This is a genomic window from Lysinibacillus sp. NPDC093216 (assembly GCF_050280325.1).
Taxonomy (GTDB): domain Bacteria; phylum Bacillota; class Bacilli; order Bacillales_A; family Planococcaceae; genus Lysinibacillus.
Window position 1 is genome coordinate 404,560 of record NZ_JBNNVB010000002.1, and the last position, 16,954, is coordinate 421,513.

The 16,954-nt window shown below is 35.1% G+C and carries 16 protein-coding genes; 14 read left to right on the forward strand and 2 right to left on the reverse strand.

The annotated features are described in order from the left end of the window. The first annotated feature begins 326 nt into the window (after window positions 1-326). The 10 genes from ACQKOG_RS04435 (at window position 327) to ACQKOG_RS04480 (ending at window position 9,819) form a co-directional block, all read left to right on the forward strand. On the forward strand, window positions 327-875 hold the full coding sequence (locus tag ACQKOG_RS04435) for a hypothetical protein (RefSeq protein ID WP_370081130.1): 549 nt from the start codon (window positions 327-329) through the stop codon (window positions 873-875). A gap of 268 nt (window positions 876-1,143) precedes the next feature. After that, a complete protein-coding gene (locus tag ACQKOG_RS04440; RefSeq protein ID WP_370081132.1) occupies window positions 1,144-2,205 on the forward strand; it encodes a suppressor of fused domain protein in 1,062 nt (353 codons plus the stop codon). 264 nt (window positions 2,206-2,469) lie between these two features. Continuing rightward, entirely contained in the window at window positions 2,470-3,318 is an 849-nt protein-coding gene (locus ACQKOG_RS04445; RefSeq protein ID WP_370081134.1) for a metallophosphoesterase family protein, read from the forward strand. 49 nt (window positions 3,319-3,367) lie between these two features. Beyond that, the gene (locus ACQKOG_RS04450) at window positions 3,368-3,733 is read left to right on the forward strand and encodes a DUF4259 domain-containing protein (RefSeq protein WP_427445265.1); all 366 of its coding nucleotides are present in this window, start codon (window positions 3,368-3,370) and stop codon (window positions 3,731-3,733) included. Between the two features lie 280 nt (window positions 3,734-4,013). Continuing rightward, window positions 4,014-4,448, forward strand: coding sequence for a GNAT family N-acetyltransferase (locus tag ACQKOG_RS04455; protein ID WP_370081138.1), 435 nt, complete (start codon window positions 4,014-4,016; stop codon window positions 4,446-4,448). A gap of 10 nt (window positions 4,449-4,458) precedes the next feature. Then, on the forward strand, window positions 4,459-4,938 hold the full coding sequence (locus ACQKOG_RS04460; protein WP_370081140.1) for a nucleoside 2-deoxyribosyltransferase: 480 nt from the start codon (window positions 4,459-4,461) through the stop codon (window positions 4,936-4,938). 12 nt (window positions 4,939-4,950) lie between these two features. Then, window positions 4,951-5,268 carry a YbjQ family protein gene (locus ACQKOG_RS04465; protein ID WP_370081142.1) on the forward strand — a complete coding sequence of 106 codons (318 nt, stop codon included), beginning with the start codon at window positions 4,951-4,953 and terminating at the stop codon, window positions 5,266-5,268. Between the two features lie 630 nt (window positions 5,269-5,898). Then, on the forward strand, window positions 5,899-7,236 hold the full coding sequence (locus ACQKOG_RS04470; RefSeq protein ID WP_370081144.1) for a tyrosine-type recombinase/integrase: 1,338 nt from the start codon (window positions 5,899-5,901) through the stop codon (window positions 7,234-7,236). A gap of 2 nt (window positions 7,237-7,238) precedes the next feature. Then, window positions 7,239-9,380, forward strand: coding sequence for a site-specific integrase (locus tag ACQKOG_RS04475; RefSeq protein WP_370081146.1), 2,142 nt, complete (start codon window positions 7,239-7,241; stop codon window positions 9,378-9,380). Continuing rightward, window positions 9,346-9,819, forward strand: coding sequence for a hypothetical protein (locus ACQKOG_RS04480; RefSeq protein WP_370081148.1), 474 nt, complete (start codon window positions 9,346-9,348; stop codon window positions 9,817-9,819). Before ACQKOG_RS04475 ends, ACQKOG_RS04480 begins: the two co-directional genes overlap by 35 nt. A gap of 92 nt (window positions 9,820-9,911) precedes the next feature. On the opposite strand, the gene ACQKOG_RS04485 is transcribed toward ACQKOG_RS04480, so the two are convergent. Together ACQKOG_RS04485 and ACQKOG_RS04490 are read right to left on the reverse strand one after the other, a co-directional pair. Further along, entirely contained in the window at window positions 9,912-10,262 is a 351-nt protein-coding gene (locus ACQKOG_RS04485; protein WP_370081150.1) for a cyclic-phosphate processing receiver domain-containing protein, read from the reverse strand. Window positions 10,263-10,422: 160 nt separating this feature from the next. Next, window positions 10,423-11,229, reverse strand: a complete 807-nt coding sequence (locus tag ACQKOG_RS04490) for an abortive infection family protein (RefSeq protein ID WP_370081152.1) — start codon at window positions 11,227-11,229, stop codon at window positions 10,423-10,425. Between the two features lie 300 nt (window positions 11,230-11,529). On the opposite strand from ACQKOG_RS04490, the gene ACQKOG_RS04495 reads away from it, so the two are divergent. From ACQKOG_RS04495 to ACQKOG_RS04510, 4 genes are all read left to right on the forward strand, one after another. Further along, a complete protein-coding gene (locus ACQKOG_RS04495) occupies window positions 11,530-12,303 on the forward strand; it encodes an SDR family oxidoreductase (protein WP_289417341.1) in 774 nt (257 codons plus the stop codon). Window positions 12,304-12,958: 655 nt separating this feature from the next. Continuing rightward, window positions 12,959-13,936 (forward strand): helix-turn-helix transcriptional regulator, encoded by a 978-nt coding sequence (locus ACQKOG_RS04500; RefSeq protein WP_370081154.1) that lies wholly within the window; start codon window positions 12,959-12,961, stop codon window positions 13,934-13,936. A gap of 167 nt (window positions 13,937-14,103) precedes the next feature. After that, a complete protein-coding gene (locus ACQKOG_RS04505; protein WP_427445274.1) occupies window positions 14,104-15,792 on the forward strand; it encodes an AAA family ATPase in 1,689 nt (562 codons plus the stop codon). A gap of 573 nt (window positions 15,793-16,365) precedes the next feature. Further along, window positions 16,366-16,881, forward strand: coding sequence for a TetR/AcrR family transcriptional regulator (locus tag ACQKOG_RS04510; protein WP_427445277.1), 516 nt, complete (start codon window positions 16,366-16,368; stop codon window positions 16,879-16,881). Window positions 16,882-16,954: the final 73 nt, after the last annotated feature.

Below are 16,954 nucleotides of genomic sequence, written 5' to 3' on the forward strand. Positions count from 1 at the left end.
AGTCTTTAACATTGAACTTTAACTAAATGCCCCTATAAAGCCTCAAACTATACACCACATACTTTGACAATCACAGTTAATATCCTCTCGTACATACCTATAGAAAAAATCAGTAAATCACATAAGAATACGATTCAAGACATATAAATAAAGGTGGCGGAAAAACATAAGTTTAAAATTATAGATGATAATTAAGAAAATCTTCACTTTTTACTAAGAAAAAATGAGCTTCGTTATATATACTTATAAAAAAAGGAAATAAATGAAACCGTTTGAATATTTAAAACGTATTGGTAGTAGGGAAGAATATTGAAGTAGGTGAGGAAATGGCATACACCATTTACATAGTATTAACAAAAACAGGTACATTATTATCAAAAGCTATAGGCATGTATACTGGAAAAGAGATGAATCATGCGTCCATTGCTTTTGATGAGGAACTCTTTGAAATGTATAGCTTTGGACGTAGACAACTAAACAATCCTTTAAGTGGGGGTTTTTTGCGAGAAGACGCAGAAAGAGGGCTATTTGAAACAGCCGATTGTGTCATTTATCGTTGTAAAATATCTCATTTTCAATACTTAGAGATGATGAAAATCGTAGAATATATGCATTGGAATCGTGATCGCTATAAATATAATTTTATTGGGCTCTTTGGCGTGGTGATGCAAAAAGAGGTAAGAAGAGAGCGTGCCTATTTTTGCTCGCAATTTGTGGCGATGCTTTTAAAGGTTGGAGGGCTGAAAGTTTATCAGAACCCAGCATTAATGACACCCCATTGCATTGCACAATTACCTTATTTAGAAAAAGTATATGCTGGGAAGCTTGCAGATTATTTACAAAGTGTCCGTTCACCAGTAATGTTATACGGTTAAGGCGAAATTTTGAATCATTCTAATTATTTTTTATCCTCGCTTTGATAACGCCTCGGCGCATCTAGATATCCGTTGAGGCTTCATATTTAGGCATGTCTTTACAGATTGTCATAGGACTTAGTAACTTTTACTCAATATTCACACAGATTAATGAAAAAAATCTAGTAATATTAGAGGTAATTAAATTAGGTATTATTCTCTTTGGAGTGTGTTATATACTTTATAGTATAATTATAGGTAATATTGGAATACATAGGGGGAGTTGTTGATGAGCGAAGAAATAAATGCATCTGGCTGGGACGCGATTGATCAGGAAGTATTAAAAGTTTACGGAGACCAGGAGCCGAAGCATTATGGAACCGTTATTCCATATTTACTAGGAGGCGAAGATCCGCTTGAAGGAATCAGTGCCTATAAAAGTGAGACACCAGTTCCACACTGGCATTTTGTAACTTATGGATTTTCCGAATTATATGAAAAAGAATCAGAGGATGCTGAATACAGCGGATATGGGTTTGAGTTAACATTTCGTCTTGCTCGAAATGAAGACGAGGAGGAGCCACCAGCGTGGGCGTTAAATTTGCTGCAAAACATGGGAAGATATGTTTTTGACAGTGGCAATGTTTTCAGAGCAGGTGATTATTTGGATGCTAATGGTCCAATCTGCGAAGGCGCTGATACGCTTTTAACAGCACTTGCATATACATTAGATCCAGAGTTGCCTGCGATTGATACACCGAATGGACAAGTGGAATTTATTCAAATGGTAGGGATTACAGGTGATGAGCTTGAGGCGATGCAAACTTGGAATACAATTGGTGTACTAAATGCAGGTCTAGAATATATCCCGAGCTATGTTACTGACTTATCTCGTGCATCTCTTTTACATATTTCATCCATTGCCGAAGCGGTAGAAAAAGGAATGGCGGAAGAAGGCTCAAATACTGGCTATTTATTTGTGGACCAACTAGCTTGGGAGCAGGGGAAAAAGGGATTGTTCAGCAAACAGCCTAATAAGTTAACGTTGGGGGCAAAGCAAGCAGGAATAATCGGTAAACTATTACGCGGGCGGATTTTAAAAGGGAAAAAACTAACCTTAGTTGGTCGAGAAATCCGAGTTGTATTTGAGCCAGGAGAAAAATGTGGGTATAGCGTGGAGGAAGCGGATGCTACCATAACTTTAAATGAAAAGGCAGTTATGGAGCTCAATCAAAACTTGATGCCACAAGAAAAAGAATTTGAATTACCTTCTATACCGGGGCTTTCACTCCTAATTGAAAAAACATATATTAAAGATCAGCAAGGAAACATTGTAGAAACAATCGGATGATAGAATATAATCTCTCGCTAAAACGAACAGTATATCCAAATGATATGAGTTTGGGTTCGTATAAAAGTGGGAGATTTTTTTATTAGTTTGGGATATAACGTGAAAGCTGGAGACATGATTCGAATCCAAGGATGATTACTGTAAGGAGCGTGGACGAGGTACCGATTTTATGTCAATGGCAACCTGAAGAGGTATAGATGGCTATTCACATGAAAAGATGAAATTATTACTTTGGTACCTTTCTGTAAGGGGTGATGTGTTTAAATGAAGAAACAGATGAAAAGAGCATTAAAAATCGTTGATATTGCCAAAGAGCCTTTAGAGAAAATACCATACATTACCGCTGCACCAAAGGGAGCAGGGATTTCTTATGAATGGTTTCCCGTTTACTGGGGAGAGATGCTTGAACTGCCAGAGGAGTTGGATGCGCTAATTATTGCTTCTGATTTACAAGGAATCGCAGGTCATAATCAAGAAAAGATGGCAGAAACCCAGAAGTTACTTGGTGAGGAACTTGCGGAAGTGCTTTCCCTTTTGTTTCAAATCCATTTGTCAGATTTGGACCCTGCCAAGGTGATGGTGTGCTTATGTGGAGACTTGTATACTAATCTAACCAAAAGGGGTGCTAGCGGTAGTCCTTTGCCTGTATGGAGAGCTTTTCAGAGTCATTTTGGATTTATCACAGGCATCGCAGGAAATCACGATCTCTTGAGGAATGAGGAACTAGCGGAATTGAATTCTACCTCAGGTATCCATTTCTTCACGAATGGGGGTACGATCATGCATGCAAATCTTGCAGTAGCAGGAATCGGAGGAATTATCGGTAGGGTGAATAAACCGAATCGGATGGGGGAAGCCGATTATTTGGAAAAACTCAGAAACATTTTAAGGCAAGTTCCCGACATCCTGCTACTTCATGAAAGTCCGGAAATTAGCTCTCAGGGCCTGCCTGGAAATCCGAATATTTGGAAAGAACTACAAAATGCTGCTGAGCTTTTAGTCTGCTGTGGCCATGTTCGTTGGGACAAGCCATTAGCTGAAACAAGTAAAGGACTACAAATTTTAAATGCGGATGGGCGTGCTTTTATTTTCACAGCGACGACGCTAGATTAGAAATGCTTTATAATGTATATGAGATAAGCCATTAGAAAGTGATGAAGGCTTGGCTGTAGTCGATTTTTTAGAGGACTATATCCAAAATAATTTAGAATCAAATCATATAGAGCTGTCTGAGGTTATTACCGCGATGAAACGAGAGGAGTTCTTTGATGAGAGCTTCGATGAAATTGATTTCGTCTTCGATATAAGTGTAATGACGCTTGCAGAGCTCTATGTAATGTATCTTGATACAGGGAAATTATATGACGGTGAAGACGACTTTGAAAAAATACAGTCAATAAATGCGGATGAAGAATCGTTGAAGTTTATTTTAAGATATTTAGCTAATATAAGAGATGAAGTTCCAACTGCTGATGGTATTAGGGTAATCGCTGAATTATGGCGTGAATCAAAATGCTGGATTGAATGAAAATCTAACTTAGAATTTCTATTCAATAGAGTTGAAAAGGAAGTTATCCATTCTCTAAAATGACAAGGGGATTGGATTCCAGTATTTTTATGTATAGAACTACGCGATAGCATATTTATCTCGTCTACAGGGATGCCCCGTATCTCAGCGGCATTAGAGGAGAATGGGCGACATGTGGCCGTTGCCAATGTCTTGATGAATTTGGACAGAACTTATGTTTAACCTTAAAGTTCAACCTTTTCTGCTATAATGAATGACTGTAGAGATAGGGGTGATAAAAATGCATATCGTCACAATTGAAGGCGTACCATATGATTGGTTGAAGCAATTACAGGAAATTCATGCACATGTATTTGATGGAGCAAATCTCCCACTAGAAAAACTAGAAAGTAAAGAAGGACTCATTTGTTTATTAGCAATAGAAAATGAAGATATCATAGGCTTTAAACTAGGCTACATACATCCGGATGGCGTTTTTTATAGTTGGTTAGGTGGTGTCCATGAAAAGAAACGTGGTCAAGGGATTGCCAGTCGATTATTGAGGCGACAGCATGAACATTTACAGGCACTTGGCTTTAAAAAAGTTCGTACATATGGTAGAAATGAGCGAAAAGCAATGCTCATAACAAATCTTAAACACGGATATGATATTGTCTCAACTTTTGTAGATAAAAAAGATCGACATAAAATAGTGTTTGAAAAAACGTTGGAATAGGAGTTTTATTATGAAGGCATACTTAGCAAATGGATTATTTTCTTTAGGAGATCGTTTAGTTAACGAGCAGCTAGCTGCAGCAATTAGAGAGGCAGTACCAGGTATTGAATTATACGTACCACAGGAGAATGATGCGATAAATGATAAGACGGCATATGCTGATAGTTTGGCGATTGCGCAAGCGGATTTAGAGATGCTACAAAATAGCGATGTATTAGTGGCCGTATTAGATGGCGTTGAGATTGATTCAGGTGTAGCAGCAGAAATTGGTGCATTTGCGATGCTGAATCGACCAATCGTAGGTGTATTTACAGATGTTCGCCAACAAGGCCGGGACAATATGATGAAAATAGAGGCACTTGTACGGGACGGAATTGAAAATCAGTTTGTTTATCGTAATTTATTTGTGATTGGCTTGATTAAGCGCACGGGAGTGATTACGACTTCCATTACTGAAGCTGTTAAAGCCGTTGAAAAATATAAAAAATAGGAGGAGTATTGTATGTTACTATCAACAACAGATATTGTAGCGGGAAAAGAAATTGTAGAAACTATAGGTTTAGTAAAAGGTAATTCGGTACAATCGAGAAATATTGGCCGCGATATGATGGCTGGACTTCGTAATATTGTCGGAGGAGAGATGAAGGAGTATGCAGAAATGCTCACTCGCTCTCGAGAACTTGCCACACAAGCTATGGAGGATGAAGCAAGACAACTAGGGGCAAATGCAATTGTTGCGATAAGATTTTCAACATCATCGGTCATGGACGGCACATCAGAAGTATTAGCATATGGAACTGCAGTAAGAGTAAAGGAATAATCTGCAAAAGATTTCGGTCAACAAGATTTTTACTTGGTTAAAAAAATGGTAGATGAAATTCATTAAGGTGTCACTTAAATAAAGTATGACGCTTAGGCAAAGCTAGAGGTTGGTTTCCGTTCCGGCTGGGCGCTTTGTAGCTGCCGCTTTGCTTTCGCTACAGAAAACATTTGTTGTTGCTGTCGCTACGCTTTCGCACAGATAAAACAATTGCTGCCGCTTCGCTTTCGCACAGAGCAAAACTTCCTGGGGGCGTCCGATGAGCCACTTCACTCGCGTTTCTCGCTGCAGGGTCTCATCTGTGACGCTGTGTGATCTGATCCCGAAAGTGAGTAGCCTAGAACGGAAATTAAGCTCATTTTAAGGGCAACTTTATTAGCAGATAAAAAGGACTTCAATTACTCTGTAAGATTAAGTACAAGTAATTGTACATTAAGTATTATTTAATAGTGTTTCACTTATAATGTTACACATTTAATGAAAATGCACATTACTAAATGCAATTTAGTGGTGTGCTTTTTTATTTTGACTATCTTTCTTATTTAAATTTGTTATAAGACTGAACATTTTACAATGACGAAAAAAAAACATTAAAATAAGAATATTCGTTCCTTTTGAGGGGGTTAATAATTGTATTGGTTTGAATATTGTCCTAAACATATCGAAAGTAAGTATGAGCTACTTGTATTTAAAGAAAATCACCCCTTTCTACCTTTAACAGATTACTACCATGACTGTTTCGGAAGAATAGACAAAAGTTCTGCCATATCCTATTTGAATTGTCTACTTCCATTTTTTAAATGGTTAGAGAAAGAAAGCAACTATCAAGGAAAGAAAGTGCAATGGAATGATCCAGAAGAAAAAATACGTGTTGTGGTTGAAGATTATTTGATGTATGAAATGAAGTGTAAGATTCGTGATAAAGACACGTTTCGCTTTGTAAATTTAACTAGTAAAAGTCCTAATACGATAAGTCGTTTTTTATCGGCATTAAAATCTTTTTATAAGGCTATGATTCGTTTGAAACGGTATCCGTATAGTAATCCATTAATAGATGGTCAAACTCTCTTGCACAGCTATAAAGTTGAGATAAAGGGTGTTCGAGATGATAAGCCAAGAATGCCTTCAATTGCAGGTACAGAAGAAGTTATCCCTCATAGAAGATTAACGGATTCCTATTTTAAAATTATCAATGAAGAATGGCAACCACAAATTATTGATGATATAGATCTACCTTATCAAGTATATCAAGCTGGAAAAAAAGCAAGTTGGTCACTTCGTGAAATGGTGATAGCTCGTATGCTATTTGAAACAGGTGCAAGAGCCTCAGAAATTATTGAATTAACAGTTGGTGATTACCGCAAACGTAAAAGTCATCAAGAATTTATTACCTTCAATAAGGGGAGTCATGGTAGAAAAATAAAGTTTATACGTGTTAGCAAAGATACGGTGAAAATATTGTTTCACTACATAGATACTGAAAGAAAACCCTTTGACGAGAATCATTTAAATTTTGAACAATTACCTGATGATGCCCCTATCTTTTTATCAGTAAATGGAACACCTCTTACTTATCACGCTTGGTACTACCACTGGAATCGAGCAATGAAGAGTAATGAACTAAGTTTAAATCCACATAAAGCAAGGCATTGGTTCGTTACTTCTCGATTACGAGAGATTTATAACGTTGCACAAAATGAAACAGAAATTCATCAACGAAAAAACGAGCTGATTAAATATATGAAGTGGAAAAATCCAGATACGATGAATGTGTATGAGCATCATTTTGATGAAACGAAACATCGAGAAGCTCATGAGAATATGTTGGAGCAAATGCAGAAAAATGAAGAGGATTATATTAAACAAAAATCTTTGAAGAAATCAAAACCAAAGCTTGAAGTCATTGAATCATCTATCATCGAAAACTTTGATGAAGATTTAAAAGAATTGTTAGAAGGGTTGGAATAAATTTGGATGAAATAACGCAGTCAAGACCTAAAACAGAATGGTACGATAAAATGCTTGGGCAAATGGATACTCGATTAATGTGTCTACAAAATAATAAAAGTGAATTTTTAATTGATAAATTAGATGAACGGTTGCTTAAATATTTGTATAACAACTGCTTAACTTTCGATTGGAAAAATCAATTGTTGCTTATAGCGTTAATTGGAGAAGTTAGGAATAATGACACACAAACTATATTTACTATAATAAGCATACTTCATCCAAGACTCAAAGACATTTTTAGGGAATGTAACATTACTTCATTTTCAGATTTCGAACCAAATGTCCATGTAGATAAATATTTGAAAGGTGATATTTGTATCAATTCTTCTAACAGTATGAAAAAGGATTTACTAAGTAAATATAATTCTTCTGAATACTATACTAAAAAGTGGATTAGTGAAAACCTTCCTTCAGGTGAACAGCAATATTATAATAAGTTTTTATTACCACCCTTTTCATATGATAGTAGAGAGTTTTCCTTTACTAAATTAGCCATAGAACAAGCCCAAAACACTCGTAAGGATGAAACAGATGCTATTGTGCCACATCTTTCAACAATACGTGCAGAAGCAAATCTACGATGGAATCAAATGAAGAGATTGAGAGATGCGTTTCATCAACAAATAAGGGTGATAGAAACTGATTCAATATCATTACCGATTGAATTTTCTTATGCGGAACCAAAACGTATTGGGGAAGTATTTTATTTTCGTTTATGGGACAAACCTTCCTTTGTACTAAACCATCAAAAGGATTTTTCAGATATTATTATAAAGCAAGCGACACAAAAAAAGTCGACTTATTCTGATGAAAATAATGCTTATTTTCTTGAGTTTATTCGTGCTGAATCAATAGAGAGTGATTCAGCACCTGAAGGTCTTTGGTTTAATGAATTAATTGAGCAGAACGTTTTAGGAAAGTGGGTACAAAACAGACCCATCGAAGAACATGAGAAGATTTTTAATTTCTTATCTTTATGGGGATACGAGTCTGATAACGGGCAAAAACCCTATACGTTTCATTCGAGGCATAAAGGTATACTAACACCTTCAACATTTATCACTTTACACAAGGACAAAGCAGAAGGTTTATTAATAGATGTAGAACCATTTTATGTGGCTTGTACATTTGGTCTATTAGCCATCGACATTTTAACAACAACAGGTGCAAGAAGGAATGAATTACTTCAAATCAGTAATACAAAAGAATGTATTGAGGTAAAGAAAAAGAACAACAAGCTACATTATTCCTATAAAGCTATTCCTAAAGGAAGAGATTCGTTAGAAGAGTTTTATTTAAGTAAACAAACGATGGAACATATTCAAACAGTATCAAGGATGTTAAAAGCACATTATGACGCTGATAAAATTCCAAGTGTCCTTTACAGGGAGGGAAGAAGGCACGTATTCCCCACACCTTTACCTTATTATTTCCAATATGCAGGTAAAGCATTACAAGGAAATGCTTTACACAGTTCCATTCGATTTTTACTTCATGGATTATTATTTGAGAGGCAGAACGGAAAAGCTGTAACTGTGAAAGCACACCTTTTACGTCATGCATTTGCAACAGAAGCTGTTCAGCGTCAAAAAATGCCGATTGATATTGTCGCAAAAATGTTACATCAGAAGGATTTGAATGTAACAGGGTATTATTCAGCTCCCACACCTACACAAATCGCAGAATCAGTAAGTGAATTACATGATGTTATTTCAAGTTATGTAGACATTGATGATGTGTATATAAGAAGTCCACAAGAGTTGCAAAAAGAATTTGATGCCTACGCCGAAAAAGTTGGTGTATTTAATAAAGTGTTGGGTGGTACTTGTGTTACAGATTACATTTGTCCTACTAAAATGCAATGTTTAGGCTGCAAAGCAAAAATACCCGAACCAGACCAAGAGGATGAATTATTAGAAGTCATTCAGTTATCAAAAGATATGGAAAGACGATTTAAACAAATGGGATTAGAGGTCGAAGTTCGAAAAGCGAAAGAGATGGCAAAGCAAGCGAAGATTGAATTGAAAGAGATTGATTTAATTAAGCAATATAGAGAGGAACGTAGCTATGAACCAATCACCAAAAGGAATCCATTTAGATAAACATCAGTGGCTTGATCAAGTACATCAGCAACGTAAGAAGCGTTCTGTTTCTATCGGTAAACAAACCATTGACTTTCTTGTAACTCAAGGAATTCCTGTAACCTATCATAACATTAGCGAGCATTCGAAAGCCTTTGATGATAAAGGAAAGGGCATCCATATGAATACCATTAAGCGTAATGAGGAACTACATGCCTATTATCAACAGTATAGCAGAACCTATAAAGTAAAGAACACGCATAAAAAGTCAGTCATGCCTTCTAAATTTGACGAAACTGCATTAAGAAGGATTTCTTCTGAACGGGATATAAATAACGCTAAGAAAAAATATATGCAGCTTTCTAAAGAGGAGTTAGTGAATCGCTTACTAGCAGTTGAACAATATGTGGCTGAAAATCATCAACGATGGGTCGCAAATCATTTTGAACAGTTCAAATAATTTAAAAAAATATGGGCATTCGTAATAAGTAGTGGACTTGCCCATTCTTTTTCTTACTAAACAATTTGTTCGTTCAATTGTTTAGTATTACTTCATTCGGTATATTTATTTTCGGTAATAGAATAGTGGTAAATTTCAATATCTGAATCAATGAAACCTCTTCGTTTCGCTCCATGCAGTGTTTGATACATATTCTCTCTACCAACAGGGTTGTCCGTATGAATATATATTTTGTTTGCCCGTAACCCTTTTTCACAAATATACTTTACTAAGTCATAACCTGTTGGCAATAGATTACCTTGTAGATCTTCTCCTAAATCATGGTCAAGAGAAAGTATATCTACTTCGTGAGTTTCAAGTAAGTGAATGGCTTCTTGAAACGTTCTTGCCACGACAAAACCACTAGGACAATCTCTTAAATCATCTACATATACATTAATCATATTATTAATTCCTTTCTCCACAATATGTTTCAAATGCGTAGTGAAATTATTTTTAAAAATTAGTTTCCACTACTTGTTACGAATAGCCAAAAATATATAAACATGACTAATAATAAAGGGATATTTACGTGCATTTTCCAATATCTCTTTATTACTCGTTTTACAACCAATGTATTAATTCAACCATTTCATCAACTTCATCAATAAATTTGAGAATAGCAATAATATGACTGCATATTAGCTTGCTTTCATTACTGTTTAGAATTTGATTATCGTGTGCAAAACTTCTATTGTTTCGAACTTGATTATATTCACTTAAAATGTTCGTATATACTTTTAAAATTTGTAATGTCATATTAGAATCAACAATATTACTTGCTTCTAAGTGCTTACGATACTTACCGAATAAGGTGTGTAATCCATCTTCTTTATCATAAGGTAATTTATATTTAGTACATAGTTGTCTGAAAAAACGCGTACAGAATGTATGTAATCTATCTAGTGCAAGTTCTGGTTTATCTTCTTTTAGATTTTTCTTTATTTCATCTGAAAGGATTTGAAGAGAGGCAGAACCAAATACGTCAATTGTTGTAAGTGTATCAATATCACTGTCTAAGCTAAATTCAAGTGTTAAATCTGGTATAAATATAATACCTTTTAAATCATAGCCGACTTCTGATGGAATTAAACTTTGGCAAACATCAAATAAGGTTGACTTAATTTGGGGTTTATCTAATTCTTCAATCGCTGCGGAAGGTAATGCAAATTTTATATTTATACCTTTAGCATCCCAACGACTTCCTCTTGCCCCATCAACATAATAAGATGTACCTAAATCTTCAATAGATAAAGTAGCTGTTCTCAAAACCTCCCATGACATATCTGCATGTTTTCTTTTCAGTTCACTTATCACGACTTGAAAGAATTTCTCCTCACTAACGGGTAAACAGTATGTATAATCACTCATAAAATACACCCCCACTCTTATTATTACTAGTATTTTACAGTATAAATTGATTCTTATCTATTGTAGCTTGTAATAAAGATTGATTATTTATAATAAAGAACGATAATTTGTAATAAAGTTTGATTAAAATCATCCTTCCTCTGTAAATTTCTTAGAGGTTAGATGATTCTTTTTTGGATATTTATGTTAATGTAACTATAAAGATTGTGATGAAATGTACTTAAACTAACGAAGCAGTTTAGTTCAATAAGTAATTTGGTCAATCATGGTAAAGTAATATTAGGTATGGGAGAGATGATAATGGACCAATTAAAAGGGAAAGTTGCGATTGTTACGGGTGTAAGCCGTCTGAAAGGGATAGGAGCCGCTATTTGTAAGGAGTTAGCTGATTCGGGTTATCATATATTTTTTACTTATTGGACGGAATATGATAAAAAAATGCCTTGGAGCATTGAATTAGATGAACCCGTTAAATTAAAAGAAGAATTAATAAAAAAAGGTATTAAGGTATCATTTATGGAGTTGGATTTAACTCAACATGATGCACCTGAACAACTTATAAATAAAGTTTCTGAACAACTTGGTAGTCCTGATATCTTGATTAATAACGCAGCATACTCAACCAACAACGATTTTTCTAATTTAACTGCCGAAGAATTAGATAAACATTACATGGTAAATGTGCGTGCAACGACACTATTAAGTAGTAGATTTGCTCAAAGGTTTGATAAGAAATCAGGTGGAAGAATAGTCAATATTACTTCAGGTCAGTTTCAAGGACCAATGCCTGGCGAATTAGCATATGCAACAACAAAAGGAGCAGTTGATGCTTTAACTATTACGTTGTCGGCTGAACTAGCCCCTTTAGGAATAACGGTTAATGCATTAAATCCAGGTCCAACTGATACAGGTTGGATGACAGAAGAAATAAAAAATGAATTAAAACCGATGTTTCCTTTCGGTAGAATAGGAAAACCGAGAGATGTTGCAAAAACCATTAAATTTCTAGTGAGCGATGAAGCAGATTGGATTACAGGTCAGATTATTCATTCAGAAGGTGGATTTAAAAGGTAATTTAACTAAAAAGGCTTTGGTTTTAGAACCTTTTTGTTGTATTAAATTCCAAGGAAGTTATCAATTTGTGAAACATTGTACTTAAACTCCCATGAAAGAACGTAATCATCTTTCATTTTCTGTGGTGAAGTGCTGATTTTTGCACTGCATGAAGGGCTAACGGGGTGCTTTAATTGAATATTCGCATCCCGAAATAATCAAACTTTTTTATAAAAACCAAACTAGATAAATAAAGAACCAACTGTTTTGATCAAACTTTGTTTCAAAACAGTTGGTTTCTTTCTGTATAAAATCAGCGTTTGCAACTTACTTTTAATCGAACTTTATTAAAAAGCTACATCTATATAAAAATAAAAGCAGAATTAGTCCTTCAACTAATTCTGCAAAAAGCTATTATAATGTGTAACATTCTATTTATCATGTTGTTAAATCTTTAACAGTAGAAAATAACTTGACTTTTAATAAAACTCGGTGATTGAAGTCCTTTTTATCTGCTAATACGGAATTAACTGTAAAAATAAAGTGAATTATAACAAAAGTATAGTATGTCGTGCCAATTATACCAATAAAATAGAAATTACGTAGTTAAAAGGACTAATAGTGTCCAACTCTTTTTGTATAATAGAGAAGTAACTTTGAAGAGAGAGTGGGATATATGGTAGATTCACAACAAAACAAAGGCTATCGCGTCATTTCGATGTTTGACAGACTAATGGATGGTCAAGGAATTAACAAAAAACAAGAAGCATTTACACATAATGTTGGTGAAAAAACCATACAACGGGATTTGAATGAAATTCGAGCGTATCTGGAAAAAGCTAAATTGGGTTGCCATTTAGAATATGTGCGGACAGAAAATGTGTACAGGCTGACAAATAAAGGGGAAAGTATTTTATCGAAGGAGCAAGTTTTAGCGATTGTTAAAATTCTCATCGAATCAAGAGCACTGCTAAAATCAGAAATGAGCGCTATTATAGATAAGCTGATTTCGATTGTTGCGGCTGATAAGCAGGAGTTTATTCACAATATTATTTTAAACGAAAAACATTTGTACGTAGATTTAAATCATAAAAAGTCTCTATTGCCTTTAATTTGGGTTCTATCAGAGGCGGTTCAAAAAAAGAAAATCATTAAAATTGATTATTTACGTGAAGGCGAAATAATTCCTACAGAAAAGATTTTAAAACCACTCGCGGTCATTTTCTCAGAATACTACTTTTATTTAATTGCTTATGATAATAAGCACGAAAAGGATTTGCCCATTGTGTATAGAGTCGACCGAATTCAACATTTTCATGAGCTTGATAAAAAATTCCAAATACCATATGCCGAACGTTTTCAAGAAGGGGAATTTCGCAAACGTATTCAGTTTATGCATGCTGGCGAGCTAATGCGTATGAAGTTTATCTTTAAAGGAACATCCCCGCAAGCTGTGTTAGATCGCTTACCAACAGCAAAAATATTATCCAAAAAAGATGGGCAATATTTATTTGAAGCAGAAGTTTTTGGACATGGTATTAAAATGTGGCTGCTGAGCCAAGGGGCAAACATTGAAGTGCTAGAGCCAATTGAGCTTAGAGAAGAGATGATTGAAACGATTCAATCAATGCAGCAAAATTATCGCTACATATAAAAAATAAGATAAAAATCCGCGTAGATTCTAATCTAGGCGGATTTTTATCTTATAAGAATGTAATTTCATAAAAAAGATCACCTTATTAATTCTGAAAATTTGCACATAGGTATTCTTTTCCACGCTATAATTGAGCATATACTGAATGGATAAAGGGTGGCAATAAAATGACATATAATCATGAAGAAAAAGATATATTGTATCCAGATGGTACATTAATGTATCGTGGCGGTGTGAAGAAAAATGACTTTGGTCATGACATTTATGATGGAAAAGGTACGTTATTTGACCAAGAAGGGGAGCTGTTATTCGAAGGAGAATTCGTCAATCATATGAAGCAAGGTAATGGCATCATGTATTTAAAAGGTCAAATGATTTATCAGGGCGAATTTATTCAAAATAAAAAACAAGGTAATGGAATTTTATATAAGGATGGTCAGGTATATTATGAGGGGCATTTTCGTAATGATTTAATGGAAGGTTACGGGATTTTGTATTATGAGGAAGATGCTATTGCTCCATTTAAAGAGCTTCGTACACAGTATTCGCATTTAAACCAGCCGCAATATGAGGGTGATTTTGTCCATGGCATGAAGAAAGGCAAGGGAAAACAATACTATCCAAGTGGTTTTTTACAATATGAAGGTGATTTTATCTGGAATCATATGCAAGGTGCTGGAAAGCTATACTTCGCACCAGAATCGCCAAGTACTAAGGAGCTTTCAAATGGTGTAATATCCCTTCAATATGAAGGCTATTTCTTTGAGGATATGAAGCATGGAAAAGGTAAGAACTATTCTAGTCAAGGTGTGCTAGTATCGGAGGGACAATTTAAAGAGGATGCTATGACGGGACATGGTACTCTTTATTATACTAATGGACAGGCTTCCTATATCGGAGACCTTGTAAATGGAGAAAAGCACGGTCGAGGAGATTATTTTAATGAAGAGGGAAAAATAATTTATAGCGGTGAATTTATTAACGGTGAACGTTTGCGAATAACACCAGAAATAGAGCAAGAAATTGAAAAATTACAGAAGCAGCTGGATGGACTTGTAGGACTTCCAAATGCCAAGAAGGAATTACATAATCTAATTAATTTCATTAAAATTCAAAGCTTGCGTGTCGACCATGGTTTAACAAGCTTCCCAATCACCTATCATCTAGTGTTCTCTGGAAATCCAGGTACAGGAAAAACAACAGTGGCACGTATCATAGGCCAAATATATAAACATCTTGGTGTACTCTCAAGCGGGCATTTTGTGGAAACAGATCGTGCAGGCTTAGTAGCAGGATATGTTGGTCAGACGGCTTTGAAGGTCCAGGAAGTTGTGAATAAAGCAAAGGGCGGCGTGCTTTTTATAGATGAAGCCTACTCACTAATTAATGATAAACAGGACGCTTTTGGTAAAGAAGCGATTGATAGTCTATTAAAGTCGATGGAGGATTTACGCGATGATTTAGTTGTGATCGTTGCTGGCTATACAGAGCTCATGGAGGAATTTCTTCTTGCCAATCCAGGCTTTAAATCACGCTTCAATCATTTTGTGCAGTTTGATAATTTTAGCACGGATGAGCTTTATGATATTTTTGCCATGCTATGTAAAAATAATGATTACCAGTATGGTGACGTATTTGCACACCATATGAAGGAGCAATTGCACCAAATTCCAGCCGAATCAATTCCAAACTTTTCGAACGGTCGGTATATTCGAAACTTATTTGAAAAGCTTGTGACTATTCAGTCAAACCGTCTAATTCAACAGAAAGAAATTACGAGAGAAGAATTAATGGAGTTTACAGAGAAAGATATTTTACTAGGTATAGCGGAAAATCTATTCGATAATACATTTTAACTTCTTTCAGCCAATGTCTTTAGTAGCGAAAGCAAAGCGTCAGCTACAAATGTTCGTTGAGACAGAGGAACTCAGTCTAGAAACAAGTTGCTGACGCTGCGTTAACACTACGCTTTCGCGCAAAAAACATCTGCTGCTGACGCTTCGCTTTCGCGCAAAAAACATCTGTTGGCTCGGATGTCACGCAATTATGCCTCGGCATAATTGATAAGTTGTCATTGAGGTCAAGGGATTAATAAAACTTGGCCTCAGCTGTAGACAAAAAATATGATCAATAGACAAAGTTGATTTTCACTCTTAGTCACCATTTTCCGCTAATATCAACGGTTCCTCGTTGCTGCCTATAAGCGATCTTTTCGATATAAAATGAAAAAAGGAGAGAAAGATGAAAAAACTTTTAGCTATTATATTAGTATGTGCATGTATTTTACCGAGGGTAATGACTATAAATATTACGATTGACAATAACATTAAAGTCCATAAAAATAAATAGATTAAACAATTTACAAAAAATGAAATTAGTAGTAATCTAAAACAAAAACATACGCTACCGTATTTTTCTGGAGAGATGACATGCAATTAACGAGGGAAGATTGGATAAAAGCAGGCTTACAACAATTAGCTGATGAAGGAATACATAAAGTTCGTATCGAAGCACTTGCTCGATTACTAAAAATAAGTAAAGGGAGCTTTTATCACTATTTTCGTGACCATCAAGAGCTGTTAGATTCTATGGTCGACTATTGGGAAATACATGCAACAAAGCTGATTGTTCAAAGTATGGAGCAACAGGGGGCTTCCTTAGAACAGCTATTAAAAATTAGTTTTAATCGAGATAAAAAAATGGAAATTGGTATTTATACTTGGGCAAAATATGATCCTGTTGTTGCAGCACGCTTAGTGGATATTGAAGAACAAAGAATTTCGAAATTGTATCAAAAAAAAGGCATAAACAATGCTGAATCGATAGATAGAGCGAGACTTGCCTATTTAACGTATGTAGGATGGATGACAAGGTTTGAAGAAAATCCTAATTTTGATCTTGATAAAATGGTTGAGCTTTTAATACACGATTATAAATGTCCCTAATATGGTTATAGAACCTGAAGGGACAAAATTATTACCATAACATACGGTAGTGTATGTTTTAGGATTGCGATAA